Origin of the sequence: Capnocytophaga sp. H2931 (genome assembly GCF_002302535.1) — a bacterium.
In the GTDB taxonomy this organism is placed as follows: domain Bacteria; phylum Bacteroidota; class Bacteroidia; order Flavobacteriales; family Flavobacteriaceae; genus Capnocytophaga; species Capnocytophaga canis.
In genome coordinates this window covers 1,117,959-1,137,151 of record NZ_CP022381.1, presented here as the reverse complement: position 1 = coordinate 1,137,151, position 19,193 = coordinate 1,117,959, and the positions used below count along the sequence as shown (strand labels likewise).

The 19,193-nt window shown below is 36.6% G+C and carries 13 protein-coding genes; 12 read left to right on the top strand and 1 reads right to left on the bottom strand.

Translation table 11 applies throughout. From position 1 onward, the window contains the following. The first annotated feature begins 1 nt into the window (after nucleotide 1). The gene (locus tag CGC52_RS04805) at nucleotides 2-1,204 is read left to right on the top strand and encodes an IS256 family transposase (RefSeq protein ID WP_095893597.1); all 1,203 of its coding nucleotides are present in this window, start codon (nucleotides 2-4) and stop codon (nucleotides 1,202-1,204) included. A 499-nt stretch (nucleotides 1,205-1,703) separates the two neighbouring features. Here CGC52_RS04805 and CGC52_RS04800 read toward each other — a convergent pair whose 3' ends face one another. After that, complete coding sequence (locus tag CGC52_RS04800) at nucleotides 1,704-4,088, bottom strand: outer membrane beta-barrel family protein (RefSeq protein ID WP_095893596.1); 2,385 nt, start codon at nucleotides 4,086-4,088, stop codon at nucleotides 1,704-1,706. A 621-nt stretch (nucleotides 4,089-4,709) separates the two neighbouring features. Between CGC52_RS04800 and CGC52_RS04790 the strand changes: the two genes are divergently transcribed. From CGC52_RS04790 to CGC52_RS04735, 11 genes are all read left to right on the top strand, one after another. After that, entirely contained in the window at nucleotides 4,710-5,723 is a 1,014-nt protein-coding gene (locus tag CGC52_RS04790) for a TQO small subunit DoxD (RefSeq protein ID WP_095893594.1), read from the top strand. A gap of 135 nt (nucleotides 5,724-5,858) precedes the next feature. After that, on the top strand, nucleotides 5,859-8,201 hold the full coding sequence (locus CGC52_RS04785; RefSeq protein WP_095893593.1) for an oligopeptide:H+ symporter: 2,343 nt from the start codon (nucleotides 5,859-5,861) through the stop codon (nucleotides 8,199-8,201). Between the two features lie 102 nt (nucleotides 8,202-8,303). Then, nucleotides 8,304-9,293, top strand: coding sequence for an aspartate-semialdehyde dehydrogenase (locus tag CGC52_RS04780; RefSeq protein ID WP_095893592.1), 990 nt, complete (start codon nucleotides 8,304-8,306; stop codon nucleotides 9,291-9,293). A 232-nt stretch (nucleotides 9,294-9,525) separates the two neighbouring features. Then, nucleotides 9,526-9,747 (top strand): hypothetical protein, encoded by a 222-nt coding sequence (locus CGC52_RS04775; protein WP_095893591.1) that lies wholly within the window; start codon nucleotides 9,526-9,528, stop codon nucleotides 9,745-9,747. After that, nucleotides 9,735-10,049, top strand: a complete 315-nt coding sequence (locus CGC52_RS04770) for a type II toxin-antitoxin system RelE/ParE family toxin (RefSeq protein WP_042006324.1) — start codon at nucleotides 9,735-9,737, stop codon at nucleotides 10,047-10,049. The genes CGC52_RS04775 and CGC52_RS04770 overlap by 13 nt, the downstream gene beginning before the upstream one ends. Before the next feature lie 913 nt (nucleotides 10,050-10,962). After that, nucleotides 10,963-12,735, top strand: coding sequence for a hypothetical protein (locus tag CGC52_RS04760; RefSeq protein ID WP_095893589.1), 1,773 nt, complete (start codon nucleotides 10,963-10,965; stop codon nucleotides 12,733-12,735). Nucleotides 12,736-12,825: 90 nt separating this feature from the next. After that, nucleotides 12,826-13,590, top strand: a complete 765-nt coding sequence (locus CGC52_RS04755) for a BT1926 family outer membrane beta-barrel protein (protein ID WP_095893588.1) — start codon at nucleotides 12,826-12,828, stop codon at nucleotides 13,588-13,590. 595 nt (nucleotides 13,591-14,185) lie between these two features. Next, the gene (locus CGC52_RS04750) at nucleotides 14,186-15,631 is read left to right on the top strand and encodes an ATP-binding protein (RefSeq protein WP_095893587.1); all 1,446 of its coding nucleotides are present in this window, start codon (nucleotides 14,186-14,188) and stop codon (nucleotides 15,629-15,631) included. A gap of 267 nt (nucleotides 15,632-15,898) precedes the next feature. Continuing rightward, a complete protein-coding gene (locus CGC52_RS04745) occupies nucleotides 15,899-17,194 on the top strand; it encodes an anthranilate synthase component I family protein (RefSeq protein WP_095893586.1) in 1,296 nt (431 codons plus the stop codon). A 43-nt stretch (nucleotides 17,195-17,237) separates the two neighbouring features. Continuing rightward, nucleotides 17,238-17,831, top strand: coding sequence for a ribonuclease HII (locus CGC52_RS04740; protein WP_095893585.1), 594 nt, complete (start codon nucleotides 17,238-17,240; stop codon nucleotides 17,829-17,831). Nucleotides 17,832-18,008: 177 nt separating this feature from the next. Continuing rightward, on the top strand, nucleotides 18,009-19,055 hold the full coding sequence (locus CGC52_RS04735; protein ID WP_042008949.1) for an endonuclease/exonuclease/phosphatase family protein: 1,047 nt from the start codon (nucleotides 18,009-18,011) through the stop codon (nucleotides 19,053-19,055). Nucleotides 19,056-19,193: the final 138 nt, after the last annotated feature.

The following is a 19,193-nucleotide window of genomic DNA, read 5'->3' as shown; positions in this document are numbered from 1 at the left end:
TATGATTAACAAGGAAGAATTGCTCAACAGCAAAGAATTTTACAAGTCATTTAAGACTGCTGAGGACTTGACAGGTTTCTTTAAAGAACTCCACAAAAAAGCGGTGGAACATATGCTCAATGCCGAACTCGACGTTCACTTGGACAACGAAAAACACGACAAAACTAAAGATGGAAATTATCGTAACGGACACACTTCCAAGAAGATAAAAACTTCCTTTGGCGAAGAACAAATCCAAGTTCCTAGGGATAGAGACGGTAGTTTTAACCCAATGTTAGTCCCTAAACGCAAGAACGTTATCGATGGTTTGGAAAACATCATCGTATCGTTCTATGCCAAAGGAATGAGCGTGAGCGACATCGAAGAACAAATCCAAGAAATGTACGGCTTTGAAGTATCAACTTCCACAATATCAAGGATTACCAATGCGGTTACCAATGAAATGGTCGCTTGGCAGAACCGCCCGTTGGACGAGCTGTATCTGATTGTTTGGATGGACGGCATCGTTTTTAAAGTTCGTGAGAACTCAAAAGTTGTCAACAAAACCATTTACCTTGCTGTGGGCTTGAATCGAGAGGGAAAAAAGGAAGTTTTAGGAATGTGGCTCGGAAAGAATGAAAGTTCCGCCTTTTGGATGAGCGTTCTCACTGATTTAAAGGCTCGTGGAGTGGAAGATATTCTCATTACTGCCACCGATAATTTAAACGGATTTACGCAAACCATTCGCACGGTTTTTCCCCAATCACAAACGCAAATATGTGTGGTTCATCAGATTAGGAATGCTTGTAAGTATGTGGTTTACAAAGATAGAAAAGAATTTACAGCCGATATGAAACACATCTATACTGCCCCTAACAAGGAAGCTGCCAAGGTTGCTTTGGAAGATTTTGCCCAAAAATGGGAGTCAAAATACGGCTATGCTATCAAATCTTGGTATGACAATTGGGACGAATTGACCGTATTTTTCGATTTTCCGTTAGAGATAAGAAAAATTATTTACACAACCAATCTTATTGAGAATCTGAATGGTAAGATTCGGAAATACACCAAAAACAAGCTGTCTTTCCCAACAGACGAAGCTGTGCAAAAGTCCGTTTTCTTGGCTTTGAGAGAAGCTACCAAAAAGTGGAGTATGCCTATCCAAAATTGGGGGATTGTCTTAAACCAATTTATGCTTATATTTGCACAAAGACTCAAACTATAAAAACTTAACCCCAACTTTTTAACTTACACACTTAGAGGGATAGTGTCAAAATAAAATGCTTTTATTCAATAGATTAAGTTTTATGAAGTTGCTAAAAATTTGACTTTTCGGACAGTCTCTTTCTTATATCTTTCAGGTTATTATATTGAGTTCAATCTCGACTTTTTATTTTGTTTAAAACTTGTACTCTACGTCTGCTAAGCTCCTTTTTCACATAGTTTTGGTAATGTCTAAATGCAGTTTTTAGCATGAAATAGCTTCTGAAAATAAATGTTAAATAAATTTAACAACCTTATTAATAGGCAATTAAAGTTTAAATTCTCTTTTCCTTTTAGGTAAATACGAGATAGTTTTTTATTGGCTACTCTTAAACATTTTGTTAGTTCTACCCTATCTTTATACAGTATTACAAACAAGGTTTTAGGTTTTTATGCTTTTACCACAAAAATCATAATCCCTTGTTTGTTTTCAAAAATTTACCTTTATCAATTGAATGTAGCTAACTTCTTCCGCGTTCTTCTGCATTTCCTCCCTCTCTTTTTTGTACTGAAATTTTGTTATTTCCAAATTTATAGGTAAGCGAAAGACGTAGGTAACGCGTGTCGTAGTATTGACGATAGCTTTCTGTAATGCCTTGTTGTTTGATTTTTCGGGTATAAGTCATTATATTGGTTTTGAAGATGTCGTTTGCGTTGAGAGCAATAGTTAATTTTTTATCGAAAGCTAAATATTTGATACCCAAATCTAAACTTGAAACTTCCGAGCTTTTTGATGTGTCATTATCCCACGGAAACTGATATTCATACGATACACTTGCTTGTAAAGTTTTGTTTTCATTCAGCATAAAAGTATTTCCCAAATATTGATAACCTCCCCAACTTTTCATTGGGTCGGGAAATGCAGCAACATAAGGTTTTGCATTTTCGTAAGTTACAATCATATATGCCGAAAATTCCCACCACCAAAACAAACTTTTATTGACATTTACCGAAGCACTCCACTCATTACTATTAGCAAAATTTTCCCATTGCATTTTAGTTTCCTCCAAAGCAGGATTGTGATACGTAATTTGAGTTCGATTATCCTGTATGTTGGAATATGTTAGCTGGAATGTTAACCAATGTTTATAGGAATAGTTCAGCGTTGCTCCTAATAAATAGGTAGGTTGCAAAAATGGGTTGCCCACTACATACGATTTCGGATTCATATATAATCTTCCTGGGTTAAGTGAAAAGAATTGCGGACGATGAATGCGACGGTTTACATTTGCCGAAATGTTGTGGTTCTCATCAATTTTATATTGAATATATAATGTCGGGAAAAGCTTAAAGAAATTTCGTTTGTGTGTTTCATTATTTGCTAAAACGGAAACTCCTTTGGTCTGTGTATTTTCACCTCGAACACCTGCTTTTACGCTCCATTTCTTTCCGAAAGATTTCGCCCAATCGGCGTACAAGGCTTGGGTGTCTTCCGTATAGAGAAAATGGTCGTTGTGAGCAAGAGTTTGTATTTGATTTTCATCACGAAAATCGGATTCGGCTATATTATCAGTCTGTGTTCGGGCAATTTTCGCTCCGAAAGAAAGATTTCCCCACGAAACGGGTAGCTCCGCATCAGTTTTAAAGGAATAATTGTCTATTTTTTGTATAGAAAGCGAATTTACATACGACTTTGGTTGTGTGTTCAACTGATAATTATGGAAAATAGTATTTAAGTTGTCATTTCTATCTTTTTTATAATGGAAATAATCGGCATCAAAGGTGAGTTTTGCTCCTTTATCTCCGATTTTTTGTAAGAAATTCACATTGACAGACAAATTTTGAGTGTTTTCAGGTTCAATTTGATAGGTAATATATTCTTTCATCAATTTCGGATTATTGTACATATACGCACGATTTGCTGTCAAGCCATTGTTGATATTATCCGAAAAACTTCCCATAAATTGTACACCAAGCGTACTTTTTTTGGTTACATCGTAGTTCAAATTCACAAGGGGTACCCACGTTTTGCTTTTCCCTTCTATATCCAACCGATTGACCCAATATTCCTGTGGATACCAAAAATGAATGTCGTTTTCGTATTTCGATTTTCCGTCTGTATAGCCCAAATCAGCCAAAGCGGAGAACTTATTTTTTCGATAGGAAAAGTTTATGCCGTTGCGTAATTTCCCAACAATTCCCTGCTGATAGGAAGTTCGAAGTGTAGTGTTCCAATGATCTTCCTTGGCTTTTTTAAGTACGATGTTGATTAGCCCCGCATTGCCTTCGGCGTCGTATTTGGAAGGCGGTGTGGTGATAACTTCAATTTTTTGGATATTGTCGGATGCTATGGATTTCAGATAGTTAGTGAGTTCTTCGCCCGAAAGTTGTATTATTTTATCGTTGACCATTACGCGTAAACCATTTTTGCCAACAATAGAAATATCCTCGTTACGCACCTGAACTCCTGGGGTAGATTTTAGGGCGTCAAGGGCATCTCCACCACTTGCTTGAACAGAATTTTCTACGTTGAAAACAATTCTGTCCACTTTTTGTTCTACAAGTTTTTTACGACCTTCAACAGTTACGGCTTCCATCTGAATAGACTCATCAATTTTTATAACTCCTAAATCAGTATTTTTGGAAAGTGATACGTTTTTGCTGAAAAGTTCCGTTCCGAATTGTTCCAAGATGAGCGTATAATCACCTTTCGGGATTTTTACAGAAAATTTTCCCGAAACATCAGTAAGTGCTCCGTGTACGGGTTTTCCGTCTTTCTTTAAGATGACATTCAGAAATTCAGCGGGTTTTTGCTGTTGATTTTTCACTTCTCCCGAAAGGGTGATTTCTTGAGAGTAAAGAACAGTAGCAAAAAGTAAACATAAAAAGGATAACGTGGTTTTCATATGATATTGATTATTGGTTTCTACCCTTAAAGACGCAGAAAAACGGAAAATGTTACAAAAAATCAGAAATTTTATTCAAAAAAAATGTACATTTGCCCAATAACGCATTCTCAAAATCCGTGAAAGAGTTGTTGTTACATATCAAAAAAGTTAAACTCCTTTTTTGGGGAGTGTTCATTTTGTTTTCGCTTACGCCCTGTACTGCGAAAGGAGTTCTTTTTGATAGTGCTGAAATATCATTTTTTAAACCGCTTCATAAAAATAGAACGACTACCTCTTCATTTCAATGTCAAAATCTCGTCTCTGCGAATAAAAAACTTCGTACGGAATGTGTTCTAAATGTTTTTGATAATCAGGAGAATGATTTGCTTTGTTCTACTGAGATATTTGTTTTTGATGCGAAAATAAAAAAGGAGTATTTTTACCGAAATTCTTCAAATGCTCCTCCTAAGTATATTCTTTTTAGGTGTTTAAGGATTCATTTAAGCTAACTTTTTTAGATGGCAGGCATCGCAGATTGAAAATAACTGTGAGAAGCCTATTATGTTAATTATTTTTACTTTTCTGATTAGGAAAGTAAGCTATTTTTGTAATAAAATTTTAATATTAAAAAGAGTTTAAATGAAAAATAATACATATCAGGAGCAATTCTCCTCTTGGACAGGGTTGTTCGCTTTGTCTTTACGTTTGGTTATCGGTTGGACGTACTTTTCTGCCTTTTGGCGACGCGTGGTTTTAGAAGATAAACTTTCTCCAGAAGTGGCAGGTTATGTAGGTGAGAAGTTTAATCATTTTTTACCTAATGCATTGGGAATAAAACCTTTAATTGAATACTTAGTCTCTAATCCCGATAAATTAGAATTTGCTATGATAGCCTTTACCATAGTGGAAGCGATTGTGGGCTTGTTCATTATGTTAGGGCTATTCACACGCTTGATGAGCATTGGAGTTTTTTCTTTAGCAATGGGAATTTTGTTGGGTTCAGGATGGTTGGGAACCACTTGTTTAGACGAATGGCAAATCGGCGTTTTGGGCTTGGCAGGAGGTTTTACCATTTTCTTAACCGGTGGAGGATTTTATTCACTTGATGATTTCTTTATACGAAAAAAATACGAGTTTACCTCCAAAAAATGGTTTAACTACTTGGGTTCAGGTGTCTTGCCAACCGAAAAACTGAAGCCTTTTGTGTTGGTATTTTCGCTATTTATCTTCGCTATTACGTTATTCACAAATCAGTATTTTCACGGAGGCGTGTTTGGGAAACTTCATAATAAATCGGTAAAACCTAAAGTAGAAATTTCAAATGTGGTGTTAGCTGATAATGAACTCACTTTTGAAGTATTTCGGATAGAAGGAGCCGATGTGTATGGTTCTTTTTTAATTGAAGTACAAATTTTAAATGAAAAAGGAGAGGTTTCTAAAAGTTGGAATATGAACTATTTATCAAAATTCCCTCAGGAAAAAATCAATAACTATTATGTAGCAAAAGTGAAGCCAGGGAAGCATAGTTTGATATTGCCTTTGGGAGCAAAAGCAGATTTGTCAGTTTCGTTAGAAGGATTGCCTAAATCAGAAATTAAAACCTTGAAACTTATTGATATTAGTGGAGCTGAATGGACTGCCGAAATACATTGATAGCAATGAAATTAACTGTAAGTGATTGACTTTACTTCTGATAATAGAGACAAGCATGTTAAGTGATTCGTGTTTGTCTCTTGTTTTTTTCAAAAGAAATGGTATATTTGCCCTAATCAAAAATATTGACTAACAATGGAAAAAGCGAGATCGAACTTTTTTGACACGCAAGTGCTAGGGCATCCAGCAGGGTTGTTTGTGTTATTTTTCACCGAGATGTGGGAACGTTTTTCGTTCTACGGAATGCGAGTGTTGCTCATTAACTTCCTAACAATGGCAATGATAGGCTATAATCCTGGGTGGCAATGGACAACCGAAAACGCAGGAGCTTTGTTCGGCACGTATGTGATGTTGCTGTATTTGACTCCTATTGTGGGAGGGATCATCGCTGACCGATTTACTGGCTATCGATGGGCTATTGTCATTGGAGCAGTCATTATGACATTAGGACATGCTGCGATGGCGGTGGAAACCGAATTTTGGCTATATGTCGGACTGGGGTTATTGGTCGTTGGAACAGGTTTTTTTAAACCGAATATGACGTCCATTATCTCACACATGTATAAGGATTTACCAGAAAAAAAAGATGGAGCGTATACCATTTTCTATATGGGTGTGAACGCAGGGGCTTTTTTCGGGATGATGCTTTGTGGCTATATTGCTGAAAAAGTGGGCTGGAGTTGGGGATTTGGTTTAGCAGGTGTTTTTATGCTGTTGGGAACCTTGCAGTTTTGGTTGGCTCGTCCGCTATTTGGAACCGTAGGTGATGTGCCTTCGAAAGCTCGAAAGGAAATTTCTGAAAAACAGCATGTTAATAAAGAAATCAATGACCTCGAAAAGCGTAATCCATTTACGATGCTTGATAAAGTTTTGATAGCCATTGCAGCAATTATTGGGTTAGGGTATGCTATTAACGATCCACTATCAAGAATTGGTGGGATCGACTTATTTAAGTTTTTAGAAACTCAAAACATCAAAGGGCAATACATTGCTGTAGTCTTCGGGCTTTTTGTGTTTCTTTTTGTAGTCATCTCTCGTATTTCTCGTTACACGAAAATCGTTCGAAACAGAATGATTACTGTAATTATCTTTGCGTTTTTTACTGTATTTTTTTGGTTGTCGTTTGAGCAAGGAGCTTCATCTTTAATTATTTTTGCTCGTGATAACGTACAGCGTGAGCTGTTGGGTAGTCAGGCAGTTATTTTCAACGTGGTTAATGCGTTACTCACGGTTATTCCGTTGTTGTTAATCACGTATGTGTTGTATCTGTTAGGTAAGAAAACGTTTTCAAAGATATTTGCATCGAATATTGTACTTTTAGTATGCTTCGGTTTGGTGTGGGTAGTTGTTGGTTGGATGCTTAAACGCGATTTTAATACTGTTGCTTATAGCGTGAGTTACGATGCATTTCAGGTGTACGATAGCGATGGTAAGAATTTGAAAATCAATGCAGAAGGTGATTTTATCCTGAAGCATGTTCCTTTAGCGATCGATGATACTAAATTAGCATCGGAGGTGCATATTACCACCAAAACCCAGAAAATGTTCAAAATCACGGAAGTTGATGTATCTGGAAAAGCTATTACAAAGTATGTGCCGTTCACGGATAAAAACATCCCAAAAGGGAAATATGAAATTGTAGAAAAAGCAATTCCAACCATTGCAGTTCCACGAGTAAACCCTGAAACGGGAGCCATAGTTATGGATAAAAAAGGGGAAAAACTATATGATTTTTACGCTACTGAAAATAATACATATTCATTGGTAAGTAAAGAAACCATTATTGGTGAGACCGATGCTCGTTTTGAAATGGGGCAGGATATTTTTATGCTACCGCGAAATAATGATTTCTCATCGTTTGGGTATGTAGATGCTGAAAAAATGGAATGGGCAAAAGAACGTGCTGCAAGTCTTCATGCTAACAGTGGAGTGGTCAAGGCTGTGGTTCGCGAGGAAAAATCCAACTGGGTGGAAATCACTACCTCATGGTTTTCTATTCTTAATTCCTTTTTTATAATTGCGTTGGCAAACCTTTTCTCTCGTTGGTGGGATAGTCGTTACAATCCACCTGCGGCTGTGAAATACGGACTTGGACTAATCATCATGGCAATTGGTTTTGGATTGTTAGCCCTTGGAGCTCATGGCGTTACCGAGGGAGTTAAAGTAAGTATGGTTTGGTTGGTATTGGCGTACTTGTTCCATACTATGGGAGAGTTATGTATGTCGCCTGTAGGTCTATCCTATGTGTCGAAATTGGTTCCAGCTCGGATGATTGCCTTTATGTTTGGAGTATGGTACTTGGCAATTGCCATAGGCAATAAGGTTGCAGCCATCCTTGGGGGGCAAATTGAGAATATAACGAACCAGTATAGCTTGTCGACTTTCTTTCTTATATTTACCATAGTTCCTGTAGTTGCAGGATTGTTAATAATATCTCTTAACCCATTGATCAAGAAATTGATGCACGGAGTTAAGTAGGTAATAGGCTTACAGCTTATAGCTTACAGCTTATAGCTTATAGCTTACAGCTTATGGTTTGCCTTATCAAACTTTAAATTAATTTTTCAATATAAAAAAAGCATGAGAGTAGCAGTTGTAGGCGTTACGGGCATGGTCGGTAACGTGATGTTAGAGGTTTTGGAAGAGCGTAATTTTCCAGTAGCAGAATTGATTCCTGTGGCATCAGAGAAATCTGTAGGTAAGAAAATTACCTTTCGAGGTAAAGAATATGCAGTAGTTGGTATGCAACAAGCCGTTTCGTTGAAACCAGACATTGCGTTGTTTTCGGCAGGAGGAGGCACTTCTTTGGAGTGGGCTCCCAAGTTTGCACAAGTTGGTACTACAGTTATCGACAATTCCTCAGCTTGGCGTATGGACCCTACCAAAAAATTAGTTATCCCCGAAATAAATGCGGACGTGCTTACTAAAGAAGATAAAATCATAGCAAATCCCAATTGTTCTACCATTCAGATGTTAGTAGCTTTAGCACCTTTACAGCAAAAGTACGGCATCAAGCGTGTGGTGGTTTCCACCTATCAGTCTATCACAGGAACAGGAGTCAAGGCTGTAAAGCAACTTGAAAATGAATACAATGGAGTAGAAGGGGAGAAAGCATACCACTATCAGATTCACCGCAATGCTATTCCTCAATGTGATGTTTTTGAGGACAATGGCTACACCAAAGAAGAAATGAAATTAGTACGCGAAACGAAAAAGATTATGCGCGATGATTCCATTGCTGTAACGGCCACAGCCGTACGCATCCCAGTGGTTGGAGGGCATAGTGAGTCCTTAAATATTGAATTACGTGACGATTTCAACCTCGAAGAAGTCAAACAATTACTATCAACATCGGCAGGGATTCAAGTCTTAGATGATACCACTACGAACAGTTACCCTATGCCTCTTTACGCACAAGGTAAGGATGCCGTATTTGTGGGACGTATTCGTCGTGACGAATCACAGAAAAATACTTTGAATATGTGGGTTGTTGCCGATAACCTCCGCAAAGGAGCCGCTACCAACACCATTCAGATTGCTGAAGCCCTCATTCAAAAAGGACTTGTGTAGTATTAATTACGAATTACGAATTACAAAGAAAATTACGAATTTCAAAGAAAATTACGAATTTCAAATTACGAATTACGAAATTATCCAGTCCCGTAATTCGTAATTATTCCCGTAATTCGTAATTTGTAATTTATAATTTATAATTTATAATTTTTCATTCCCCATCGTAATTCGTAATTAATAATTAATCATTCGTAATTTATTTTTCTTACCTTTGCAGAAAACAGAAGTGATGAATACACATACCATACAATTCAAAAAAGCACTCTCTTTTGAACAGTATCAAATGGCAGTGAGAGTTTTAGAAGCCATTGGCTTAGAGGTTTATGATGAAACAAGACTTACTGAAAAACAAAGAGAAAATATTTTGCGAGGAATAAAACAAGCAGAAAAAGGAGAAGCCAAATCTTATTTAGAAGTAAGAGAAAAAGCAAGAAAAATATGCGGAGTATAAAGTGGTCTTATGTCGCAGAGCAGGAATATGTAGATGTTTTACAGTTTTGGATAAGCCATAATTCATCAAATACATATTCTCAAAAGATCATGAAAGCTGTAGAGGAAGCCGAAGATATGCTTATGAAAAATCCTTTTATAGCAGAAGAAAAAGAAGATCATAAAGATGGGAATGTGTTAAGGTATAGAAAATTAATTATTCTTCAAAACTTCTCTTTAATCTATATTGTCCGAGATATGATTGAAATTGTATCCTTTTGGGATAATCGACAAAATCCAAAACAATTAAAAAGCATTCTTTAACGCACACGTGGTGAAACAATTACGAATTACAAAGAAAATTACGAATTTCAAATTTCGAAGGTGATGTAAAAAGTATGATGCCCTTAAAAAAAGAAGTGTTTTTGTCAGGCTGAGCGTAGTCGAAGCCTTATCATTACAGGGCTTCGACTACGCTCAGCCTGACAATCAAAACCAGCATCATACTTTTTATAACACAACCCAAATTTCAAATTACGAAATTATCCAGTCCCGTAATTCGTAATTCGTAATTTATAGTTAACTTTGAATCTTTGAATCTTTGAATCTTTGAATCTTTGAATCTTTGAATCTTTGAATTTTTGAATTTTTGAATTTTTGAATTTTTGAATCTTTGAATCTTTGAATTTTTGAATCTTTGAATTTTTGAATCTTTGAATTTTTGAATCTTTGAATTTTTGAATCTTTGAATCTTTGAATCTTTGAATCTTTGAATTTTTGAATTTTTGAATCTTTAAACCTTGAACTCTTGAACCTTTTAACAATTCCAAATCTCTCGCACTGCATTTGTTAATTTTATCCTAAAAAAATGACCGTTCGCGATATGTTTTTGACCGTTCACGCTAATATTGTTATAATTAAGTTAAAAATATCCGAAAAGAGTTTTTTTTTGCATATCTTTGCCCAAAATAATAGTTACGTATTAAGAGTTCATAGTTACGAATTGTTATTGTATAGGTAATTAAATACGAGTAGTGGGTGGTTAGCGATTAAGAAATTTTTTTTAAAACTTTTTTGCGTATAAAGAAAATTTATTTACCTTTGTCCCGTGCAATGAAAGTAGTGGCGTAGCTATTGCGAGTAGTTCAGAACAGTTAAGTAAAATCAAATGGCAGTAGTGCCATGAATTTATTATAGTAAACAAATTAATTATTAACTTTAATTTTTTTTTAAGACGATGAAAAAAAGAATTATTATTCCAGCGATTCTTTCAGCGGTGTTAGCGACAGGTTTAACATCGTGCGTGAAAGATAACGAATCAGACTCAGTAAAGAATTTGCGTGAAGCAAAAGCTGAGGAATTGAGAGGTAGTGCTGAGCACAAAAAGGCTGAGGCAGAGAGAGAAAAAGCTGTTGCGGCCAAGAGATTGGCAGAAGCTAAAAAAGTAGAATGGGAAGCTAAGGTGCAGGAGCATGAAGCTGCTATTAAGGAATTTGCCGTGAAGGCTGCTCAGCGTTCAGAGACATTAGCTGCTGCAGGGCATGACGACAAAGTTAAAGCAGAACTAATGGATGCTGAGGCTAAAAGAATTTTAGCTCAGTCTGCGGTAGCAAGTGCTACAGCAGCGTATGAGCAAGCACTGGCAGAAGTTGCTGAAAGTGCCGCTAAAGCCGTTGTAGCTGCTGAAAAAGCAAAAACGGCACTAATGGAGCAAAAAGCAGACGCTTACAACGAGGTGCTTGCTGAGTACTATGGTGTATTGACTGGTATCGCTACAGCTACAGTAGAGGTTTCTAAGATTGAACAAGAAATCTTGAAGTTAGAGCAAGGAGTTGTAAAAGCTGAGGCTGTTAAAGAAAAGACTATTGCTGCACAAAAACTTAAAGTAAAAGGATTAGAGACTTATATTGCTGAACTAACGACTGCGCTTGGAGATAAAGATGTTGTTACAAAGGTTGAAGCTGAGAAAGCAAAAGCTAAATGGGAGGATTTGAAGTTTAAAGCAGAAACCTTTACTTTAGGTAGAGAGTACGAAGATCTTCTTGAAGCGGTTGTTGATGCTGAAAAGGCTTTCGATGAAACGAAAGAGGGTACGTTTTATAACAAGGTACAAGATATGATAGGTATTATTTGGAATGTTGTTCCTGCAGGAGATCCATACTACTATTTTGCGGACACTTCATATTTTAAGAATCTCGTTAGTCTTGAAGATGCTGAAGCTATAAAAGATGACGTTATGGGAGTATCTACCCCATATGTGAAGACTCCTAAAAAATTAGTTGTTAATTTAGAAGAATCCGCTTCTCACGGTTTTTATAGAGCGGTATATAAGTCGAGAGAATATCTTGTGACCCAAGCTCCTATAGCAAAAGTAGAATATGAGAAATTAAACGGAGCTGCTACAGTTTCGGGTAGTGTTGCTGAAGCAGACAAAATCCAAAGAGAAAAGAAAAAAGACTATGAAGATGCTGTTAGAGATTATGGTGTGGAATCTACTCAAGCAAGCACTGCGAGATATACATATCTTAATGCTGTAGAAGATTATAGAAAAAAATATGCTAAGAGAGAGGAGAAGAGAGCGTTCTACGAAACAGCCAGCGAGAAAGTGGATATTTGTGATAAATTGATTGATATTATAGCTAACCCAGAAAATACTGAAATTGTTAAGTTGAAAGCTGATGTTGAGACCTACAACAAAGCTGTTAAGGAAGCAGCAAAACGTTGGTTTGAAGAAGCAAATATTGAGGCTCCTGTTAAGCCAGCAGAAGATGTTTTCAAAGCTTTGGATGCGATACATGGTAAATATGCATCCTTCGATAGCACAATAAAACAAGCTCATATAGATATTGCTAACTCTAAAGCAGAAATTGAAGGATATAATGCACAGTTTACTTCGAAAGAGTTAGTAGAAAAAGAGAAGGTTAAACTTCAAAAGACTAAAAAGTTGATAGAAGCTCTTGAAGCTAAAGCTAAGGCTCTTGAAGCTAAAATGGCTAACTTAAAACCATAATTGGGTTAGGTTTTCCAACACAAAACAAATTAATAACAAGGAAAGGTTGCCTAAGCCCTTTGGGCAACCTTTTTCTAAAATAATTGTTATATGAAAATAAAAAAATTATTATTAATCGCCCTCACCGTTCCTACGCTTTGGATAACAGCGAACGCTCAGGAGGAACAAGCTTCAAAAAGCAATAAGTTCACCTTTGCCGCTACCTTGGGCTACAACAACTATGAAAGCGCTGACGCACCCAATGGATTGGGAAAATCGTTCTCTCCAGTGCAACACGCTACAAGTTGGACAAACAAGGGGTCAATGGTAGGTTTCGAAGCAGGTTGGTTTTTAAATGATGATTGGCGTTTTGTGGGTTCTTTTGGTTTGAGCTATTCGGCATATCCTGGCTACTACGAAGTTCCTGGAGTTACGGGTGATGAGAAGACAGGTGAAAGCTATGAAGTATTTGTTCCTGCGTATGAAACCATCCCTGTACAACATAACTTGTCGTATGCGATGAGCATTGGAGGTGATCGTTACTTCAATATTGAAGGTACGAAACTTTCATGGTTTGCAGGAGGTCGTATGGGATTGGCATACACTCAAAACTCTAAGCGTTACAACGAAGTTGAAAAAATAGAGTTTGGTTCGTCTGTAGCAAGAACATGGAACTACCGCATTGCAGCCGTTGCAGGTGCTGACTATTACTTTAGTGATCGCTTCTTTGTTGGAGCACAAATCGAAGGAATTTCTTACACCTACGCAGTGTCATCAATCAAACCACAACCTGGGTTAGCCAACCGCTCAGCGGATCATTACAACCTGAGTTTCTTTGGTGCACCAACCATTAAAATTGGTTTCGTGTTATTCTAATAAATAACAAAATCTATAAAAATAAAAAGCTGTCTGAAAAGGCGGCTTTTTTTGGTTGTGTTATAAAAAGTATGATGGTAGTTTTGATTGTCAGGCTGAGCGTAGTCGAAGCCTCGTAATTACAGGGCTTCGACTACGCTCAGCCTGACAGAAATATCCACTTTATTAAAGGTATCATACTTTTTACAACACTTTCCTTTTTTTTATAATTACGAATTTCAAAGAAAATTACGAATTACGAATTTCCAATTACGAAATTATCCAACTCCGTAATTCCTAATTTATAATTAATCATTAATTCTCGTAATTCGTAATTTATAATTTATAATTAATTCTCGTAATTCGTAATTTATAATTTATAATTAATTCTCGTAATTCGTAATTTGAAATTCGTAATTTTCTTTGTAATTTGTAATTTGAAATTCGTAATTTAAAATTATTCTCGTAATTTGTAATTTAAAATTATTCCCGAAATGTTATAACTTTGCGAAATAAAGTTTTTTTAGGGTTTGTGTGTTTAAAAGGTGTTGAATTGTAAAAATAAATATGTTTAAATATGTTTATTTTTACAAAAGTAAAATAAATAAGTGTAAAAATGAAAAAGTCAGGGCTTATTCCTACGCCGAGAATTATAGAGCGGTTGCAGTACGAAAACCCTTGGTGGTCGAGCCAAAGGATTCCCGATTTGTACAAAAATATGTCGAAAAGGTTGTATTTCGATTTGTTTTATCCCTTTGTAACAGAGCAGGATATTCGCCGTGCGGTAGTGCTTATGGGCCCCCGTAGGGTAGGAAAAACCGTGATGATGTACCACGCCATAGACCAACTGATTGAAGAGGGGATAAATCCGCAAAAGATATTTTTTGTTGGAATAGACAATCCTATTTACTTACATTTGGGATTACAAGACATTTTGGAGTTATGCAAAGAGGCTTTAAAAATAGAGTATCTGAGAGGTTGCTATGTGTTTTTCGATGAAATTCAATACCTAAAAGATTGGGAACGCCATCTTAAAGTGTTGGTTGACACTTATCCCGAAACTAAATTTGTCGTTTCTGGTTCGGCGGCAGCAGCACTCCGTTGGCACAGCACAGAGAGTGGAGCAGGAAGATTTACCGATTTTATGTTGCCTCCGCTCACATTTCAAGAGTTTATTCACTTAAAAAATAAAAATCATCTTATCCGAGAAGATGTTATTCAATACGGCGGACAATCAATACCGTATCATCTGCCTTTGGATATAAATGAACTGAATGAAGAATTCCAACAGTATCTCAATTTTGGTGGTTATCCTGAAGTGGTTCTCTCTGAAAAGATTCAGAAAGATATGGGACGGTATGTGAAAAACGATATTGTGGATAAGGTGTTGTTGAGAGACTTGCCGAGTTTGTACGGCATCAAGGATGTTCAGGAGCTGAACCGATTTTTTACCTACATTGCGTACAACACGGGCAACGAATTTTCTTTCGAAAAAATGTCCAAAGAAAGTGGCATACAGAAAGAAACACTCAAAAGATATTTGGAATACCTCGAAGCGGCTTTTCTTATCAAGGTACTTAATAAGGTGGATATCAATGCCAAGAGATTGAAACGGATAACGAGTTTTAAGATTTATCTGACCAATCCGTCGCTTCGTACGGCTCTATTTTCCCCCATAAAAGCCGTGGATGACGAAATGGGAAATATGGTAGAGACTGCTGTTTTGTCGCAGTGGATGCACAGAGAAAATTTAGCCCTGACTTATGCTCGTTGGAAAGACGGCAGAAAAGAAGGCGAGGTAGATTTGGTATTGGTAGATGATGTGCGATTCAAACCCATTTGGGGAGTGGAAATCAAATGGAGCAACCGCTATTTCGAGAAACCACAAGAGTTACAAAGTCTAATTCAATTTTGTAAGTCCAACGGGTTTAAAAGTGCTTTGGTTACTTCAATCGACAAAACTGGAACCAAGGAAATAGAAGATTTGTACTTTACTTTTGTACCCGCTTCGGTTTATGTGTACAACATTGGAAACGTTACCCTGAAAATGAAAACAGATTAATTTCAAATTACGATATTTAATTACGAATTTCAAAGAAAATTACGAATTACGAATTTCCAATTACGAAATTATCCAACTCCGTAATTCGTAATTTATAATTTATAATTAATCATTAATTCCCGTAATTCGTAATTTATAATTAATCATTAATTCTCGTAATTCGTAATTTATAATTTATAATTAATCATTAATTCCCGTAATTCGTAATTTATAATTAATTCCCGTAATTCGTAATTATTTTTGTAATTTATTTTTAATCGTAATTTTATGCGAATAGAGAAGTCTTTTCATATCACTGGAAATATAAAACAGCAGATTGTCCATTGGGCAAATAACCAAGGAGAAACCACGATTTGGTTGGATTCCAATGCGTATGCTGATGTTTATCATAAATTCGATGCTGTTTTGGCATTTGCTCCTAATGCAATTCTGAGGCTTGATACTCCTTTGGGAGCTTTTGAAGCTCTACGATCATTCGTGGATAAGACCCGTGATTGGATTTTTGGTTATCTGTCCTATGATCTGAAGAATGATGTAGCATCTTTGAAATCTAATAATTTCGATGGATTACAATTTCCTGAGCTTTACTTTTTTCAACCTCAAAAGTTACTTTTCTTTAGAGAAAATATGGTTATGTTTAGCTATTTGAGCTCGGTTTCATCTGAAATAGAAGCTGATTGGAAAGCCATGCTTACGGCGGAGATGTTTCCTTTTTCAGAGATCTCAGAACCAAATGCGATTACCGCCCGATTGTCCAAAGCGGATTATATGGACAGCGTAAGGAAAATGCAGGAGCATATTGCCCGAGGTGATATCTATGAAGCGAATTTCTGCCAGGAATTTTATGTAGAAGATGTTCAAATAGACCCTATTTCCACCTATTTTCGATTAAATTCTATATCAACGCCTCCCTTTGCGTGTTATTTAAGGTTTGATGATTGTTTTGTAATGTCGGCATCACCAGAACGATATTTACAGCGAACGGGAGAAACGGTCATTTCACAGCCTATCAAGGGTACAGCAAGGCGATCGTCAGATGCTGAAACGGATCGGAAATTGCGTGATGAGTTGGAACAAAATCCAAAAGAACGCTCTGAAAATGTGATGATTGTAGACTTGGTTCGCAATGATTTATCTATGTACGCACAAAAAGGAAGTGTGGAGGTTAGAGAGCTTTGTAAGCCCTACACCTTTAAGCAAGTACATCAACTCATATCCACCATAGCAACGAAGATAAAAGACGGTACACATGCCGTTGATGTGCTGAAGAGTACTTTCCCGATGGGAAGTATGACAGGAGCTCCTAAACTGTCGGCAATGCAAATTATTGAAAAATTAGAGGCTTCAAAACGAGGTATTTACAGTGGAGCAATTGGTTATTTCACCCCTACTGCCGATTTTGATTTTAATGTGGTCATTCGCAGTATTTTTTATAATCAGAAAAAAAAGTATGTATCTTTTTCTGTGGGGAGTGCTATCACAGCTGTTTCTGACCCTGAAAAAGAATATGAAGAATGCCTTGTTAAGGCTAATGCCATGAAAAAGGTGTTGGAAGAAAGGTGATTTTTTGCATATAAATGCGTATCTTTGCAACAGGAAATCAAACATGCAGTTATTTTATCATACACATAAAGAAGCGGGAACGGATGAAGCAGGTCGAGGGTGTTTGGCGGGGCCTGTGACGGCTGCTGCGGTAATCTTGCCCGAAAATTTTAAGAATGAACTGCTCACGGATTCCAAGCAACTCACGGAAAAACAACGCTTGATTTTGCGAACTGTCATTGAACAACAGGCTGTAGCTTTTGCTGTGGCACATGTTTTTCCCGTTGAAATTGACGAATTGAATATTTTGAGGGCTTCCATTTTGGCAATGCATAGGGCTTTAGAACAGTTATCACAAACTCCTGATTTTATTGCTGTTGATGGGAATAAATTTGTGAAATACGATACTATTCCTCATGCTTGTATTGTCAAAGGTGATGCCAAAATACAGACCATTGCGGCAGCCTCTGTGTTAGCGAAAACCTATCGAGATGCATATATGGAGCGGATTGCAGATGAATATCCCATGTATCAATGGAAAAAAAATAAAGGTTATCCCACAGTAGAACATCGCAGAGCAATACAAGAGTACGGGATTACTCCCTACCACCGAAAATCGTTTCAGCTATTGCCGGTTCAAATGAAATTAGAGTTTTGACAACGAATAATTAATAATTACGAATTGTGAATTACGAATTACGAACTGTGAATTGCGAATTACGAACTGTGAATTGCGAATTACGAATTTCTAATTACGAAATTATCCAATCCCGTAATTCGTAATTTATAATTTATAATTAATCATTAAATAAAATATCCTTTAAATCTCACTTCCATGAAACATAAATATTTTATACTATGGATACTTGTCTTTTGGCAATTATCGTTTTACGCACAAGAAAAGAAATACATGGTCAGAACAATTGCTTTTTACAATGTAGAAAATTTATTTGATACTATCAATGATCCAAGGACTTTTGATGACGATCGAACTCCACAGGGTGCTGACCGCTGGACATCCAAGGTTTACAACGATCATGTGCAGAAGATAGCTAAGGTAATTGCAGACATAGGTAGCGACGTGTCCAAACAAGCACCAGATATTGTTGGGCTTTGTGAAATTGAAAATGAGGATGTTATCGTTGATTTAATCAATACCGATTACCTGAAAAAGTACAATTATGGTATTGTGCATTACGACTCCCCAGATAGTAGAGGCGTTGATGTAGCGTTGATTTATAAAAAAGGGGTGTTTCGTCCCATTTCAACATCCAAACATGTTTTGAAAATTTTTGAACCCAATGGAAAGCGTCGTTACACGCGCGACCAATTATTGGTCAGCGGTATGTTTGATGGTGAAATGATGCATTTTATTGTCAATCACTGGCCTTCGCGTAGTGGAGGTGAGGCAGCAAGTCGTCCAAAACGAGAGGCTGCCGCTGCATTGAATAAAAAAATCATAGATTCGTTACTCGCAAAAGATCCGAAAGCTAAAATTTTTAGTATGGGGGATTTTAATGACGATCCTACTAATGCGAGTTTTAAAAAGATTTTAAAAACCGAAGGTAAAAAGAATAAAGTTAAGGCAGGAGGTTTATACAATCCTATGGAAGAGATGCTCAAAAAAGGTATCGGGTCACTTGCTTACCAAGATGCATGGAATTTATTTGACCAGATATATTTTACACAAGAATTATTAGAAGAAGATAAATCAACTTATCGCTACTGGAAAGCGGGAGTTTTTAATAAACCTTATTTGGCCAATCCTAAAGGTAAGTTTAAAGGCTATCCGTTCCGAAGTATGTCCAATGGGAATTATACTTGGGGATATTCAGACCACTTTCCCGTCTATCTTTACTTGATAAAAGAAATGAAATTATGATTGTGCGTAACCGCTAATTCATGCGAAGTGAAGAAAAAAATACAATAATCACGTAAGAGTATCGCTTTTTATATGTTTCCGCATGGGTTGTTTTTAATGCTTTATGTAGCTTTTTCTTATTTTTAGAGAAACGTACAG

What these genes read in the sequence shown, in the direction of transcription:
- CGC52_RS04760 (WP_095893589.1), top strand. Translation starts at nt 10,963, where the DNA reads ATGAAAAAAAGAATTATTATTCCAGCGATTCTTTCAGCGGTGTTAGCG.
- CGC52_RS04805 (WP_095893597.1), top strand. Translation starts at nt 2, where the DNA reads ATGATTAACAAGGAAGAATTGCTCAACAGCAAAGAATTTTACAAGTCA.
- CGC52_RS04775 (WP_095893591.1), top strand. Translation starts at nt 9,526, where the DNA reads ATGAATACACATACCATACAATTCAAAAAAGCACTCTCTTTTGAACAG.
- CGC52_RS04800 (WP_095893596.1), bottom strand. Translation starts at nt 4,088, where the DNA reads ATGAAAACCACGTTATCCTTTTTATGTTTACTTTTTGCTACTGTTCTT.
- CGC52_RS04770 (WP_042006324.1), top strand. Translation starts at nt 9,735, where the DNA reads ATGCGGAGTATAAAGTGGTCTTATGTCGCAGAGCAGGAATATGTAGAT.
- CGC52_RS04750 (WP_095893587.1), top strand. Translation starts at nt 14,186, where the DNA reads ATGAAAAAGTCAGGGCTTATTCCTACGCCGAGAATTATAGAGCGGTTG.
- CGC52_RS04740 (WP_095893585.1), top strand. Translation starts at nt 17,238, where the DNA reads ATGCAGTTATTTTATCATACACATAAAGAAGCGGGAACGGATGAAGCA.
- CGC52_RS04790 (WP_095893594.1), top strand. Translation starts at nt 4,710, where the DNA reads ATGAAAAATAATACATATCAGGAGCAATTCTCCTCTTGGACAGGGTTG.
- CGC52_RS04745 (WP_095893586.1), top strand. Translation starts at nt 15,899, where the DNA reads ATGCGAATAGAGAAGTCTTTTCATATCACTGGAAATATAAAACAGCAG.
- CGC52_RS04780 (WP_095893592.1), top strand. Translation starts at nt 8,304, where the DNA reads ATGAGAGTAGCAGTTGTAGGCGTTACGGGCATGGTCGGTAACGTGATG.
- CGC52_RS04785 (WP_095893593.1), top strand. Translation starts at nt 5,859, where the DNA reads ATGGAAAAAGCGAGATCGAACTTTTTTGACACGCAAGTGCTAGGGCAT.
- CGC52_RS04735 (WP_042008949.1), top strand. Translation starts at nt 18,009, where the DNA reads ATGAAACATAAATATTTTATACTATGGATACTTGTCTTTTGGCAATTA.
- CGC52_RS04755 (WP_095893588.1), top strand. Translation starts at nt 12,826, where the DNA reads ATGAAAATAAAAAAATTATTATTAATCGCCCTCACCGTTCCTACGCTT.